The sequence below is a fragment of the Kitasatospora sp. NPDC058063 genome, assembly GCF_042885395.1.
GTDB lineage: Bacteria > Actinomycetota > Actinomycetes > Streptomycetales > Streptomycetaceae > Kitasatospora > Kitasatospora lactacystinica.
The window spans coordinates 1-2,817 of the sequence record NZ_JBHVSD010000070.1 but is presented as its reverse complement, the minus strand read 5'-3'; the positions used below and the strand labels follow the sequence as shown (position 1 = coordinate 2,817).

The 2,817-nt window shown below is 71.8% G+C and carries 1 protein-coding gene; it reads right to left on the bottom strand.

The window, feature by feature from the left end; translation table 11 throughout:
• The coding region (locus ACFVUY_RS43275) for an amino acid adenylation domain-containing protein (RefSeq protein WP_387737357.1) at positions 1–2,805 on the bottom strand (2,805 nt) is incomplete at its 3' end.
• Positions 2,806–2,817 lie beyond the last annotated feature (12 nt).

Here is a 2,817-nt window from a genome sequence, read left to right as displayed (position 1 = left end):
CAGGACCACCGAAGCGTCCCCCTCCGGGCCGGCCGCCATCGCCTCCAGCACCAACCGGTACATCGCACCGAAGCGCTCCAGGGCCGCACGGCCGAGCACGTCGGTCGAAGTGCCGATGTTGAGGTGGCCGCCGGCGGCGATCACGCTGAGGAGGAACTCGTTGCCGCCCGCGTCGAGGTTGGACGCGGTGTCCACGGTGCCGGTGTCGACCTGGTGGAAGTCCTGGTAGTCGAAGACCATCGAAATCAGGCGCTCGCCGGTGCCGCTGTCGCGCTGGACGGCGGGCAGCGGGTACCGGCGGCGGGCCCAGATCTCCGACTCGCGGGCGTAGACCCGCTCGACCAGCTCACGCCAGGTCCCCGAGGCGCGCAGCGCCGGGAACGGCAGGGTGTTCAGGTGCATGCCGAGCACCCGCTCGGCGCCGGGGGCCTCCAGACGCCCGTGGTAGACCACACCGGTGTGGAAGGCGTCCTCGGTGCCGACCATGCCCAGCACCTTCAGGTGCGCGGCCAGCAGCACGGTCTTCAGCGAGGCCTTGGCGTCGTTCGCCAGGCGGTGCAGCTTCTCCTCGAGGTCGTGGAAGGGCACCCGCGCGCCGAGGTTCTCGGCCACCAGGTCGGCGTCGTCGGCCCAGGTGGCCGGCAGCTCGGCCGCGGCGTGGCCGGCGACGATGTCCCGCCAGAAGGCGCGGTCCTGCTCGGAGGCCAGCGACTCCAGCTCGGCCGCGATGAAGTCCGCGTAGCGGACCGACGGCGCCTCGTAGGCGGGCAGCTCACGGCCGTCGCGCAGGTGCTGGTAGCACTCCATCAGCTCCATGAGAAGGCTGTTGACGCTCCAGCCCTCGGTGACGGCGTGGCAGTGGCTGAGGGTCAGGCGCCAGGCCTCGTCCGACTCCAGGTGGACGGCGAGCCGCATCAGCGGTGCGGCCGACAGCTCGAAGCCGGACGCCAGGTCCTGCCCCGCGAAGACCCGGGCACGCTCCTCGCGCTGCTCCTCGCTCAGGCCCCGCCAGTCGTGCACGGTCACCGGCAGCTGCGCGGAGGCGTGGACCAGCTGGAGCGGCTGGGAGTAGCCGCTGAGAGCCACGGAGGTGCGCAGCAGTTCGTGCCGCTGCGACAGCACGGCCACGGCTTCGCGCAGCGCCTCCGGGGAGAAGGCCTGCTCGTCCGGGATCCGGAAGGAGTTGATGTTGTGGTAGGCCGACTCGCCGCGCTCCTGGGCGGCCAGCATCTCGACCAGCATGCCGGTCTGCACCTGCGACAGCGGGTAGGCGTCCACGACGCCCTCGGGCAGCGCGGCCCGGTCCCCGTCGCCGATCAGCGCGAACGGCTCCACGGCCTTGACGAGGGACTCGCCGCCCTGGCCGGTGAGGCCGGCCGCCAGCACCGCGATCGTCCGTGACTCGAACACGTCGCGGATCGACACCTCGAACCCGGCGGTGCGCAGCGCGCCGACCAGGCGGACCGCACGGATCGAGTCGCCGCCGAGGTCGAAGAAGCTGTCCTCGACACCGACCTTCTCCAGGCCCAGCACCTCACCCCACACCTCGGCGAAGCGCTCCTCCACCGGAGTGCGCGGCGCCACGTGCCGCGAGGCCGCGAACGCCGAGCGGCCCGGCGCGGGCAGCGCGCGGTGGTCGACCTTCCCGTTGGCGTTCACCGGGATGAAGCCGAGGGCGACGAAGGCCGACGGGATCATGTAGTCCGGCAGGATGCCGCCCAGGTGCCCGCGCAGCAGGCCGGCGTCGACGGCCGTGCCGCCGTCGGCGACGACGTAGGCGACGAGGGACTTCTCCCCCGCGGAGTTCTCGTGGACGGTCACCACGGCACTCTTGACTCCGGAATGCTTGTGCAGCGCGCTCTCGATCTCGCCGAGCTCGATGCGGTAGCCGCGCACCTTCACCTGGGTGTCGACACGGCCGAGCGTCTCCAGGGTGCCGTCGGCCAGCCGGCGGGCCAGGTCGCCACTGCGGTACAGGCGCGAGCCGGCCGGGCCGAACGGGTCCGGAATGAACTGCTCGGCGGTCAGCTCGGGGCGGTCCAGGTAGCCGCGGGCCACGCCGGGGCCGCCGATGCACATCTCGCCGACCACGCCCACGGGCACCAACTGGCCGTCGGCGTCGAGCAGGTGGATCCGGACGTCGTGGAACTTGTGCCCGAGGAGACTGCGGGACGGGTGGTCGAAGTCCTCCGTCACGAGCCGGTGCGCGGTGGAGATCACCGTGGTCTCGGTCGGGCCGTAGACGTTGAGCAGCACCGGGTGGTCGAGGCCCATCCGGTCCGCCCACGGCTGGAGCTGGGGGACCTCGACACGCTCGCCGCCGACGGCGATCAGCCGCAGGGCGAGCCGGTCGATGCGCGGGTCGCCGGTGGCCGCCATGGCGGCCACCGCGCCGAACGCGGAGGGGACGTAGGACAGGAAGGTGACCTGCTCGGCGACCAGCAGGTCGACGAAGTCCTCCGGCGAGCGGGTGGTCTCGTTGGACACGACCACCAGACGGCCGCCGTTCAGCAGGACGGCCCACATCTCCCAGGTGGAGAAGTCGAAGGCGTACGAGTGCGAGAGCACGCCGACGTCGCTGCCGGTGAACCCGAAGTCGTCCTGGATCGCCGGGAAGAGCCGCAGGACGTTGGCGTGGCTCGCCATGACGCCCTTGGGCTTTCCGGTGGAGCCGGAGGTGTAGATGACGTAGATCAGGTTGTCCGGGGTGACGGTGGTGGCCGGCGCGGTGGCCGGGCGGGTCGCGATCTGCTCACGGCTGTCGCCGTCCAGCAGCACGATCCGGCCGTCGAACGAGTCGGTCACCCGCTCCGCCAG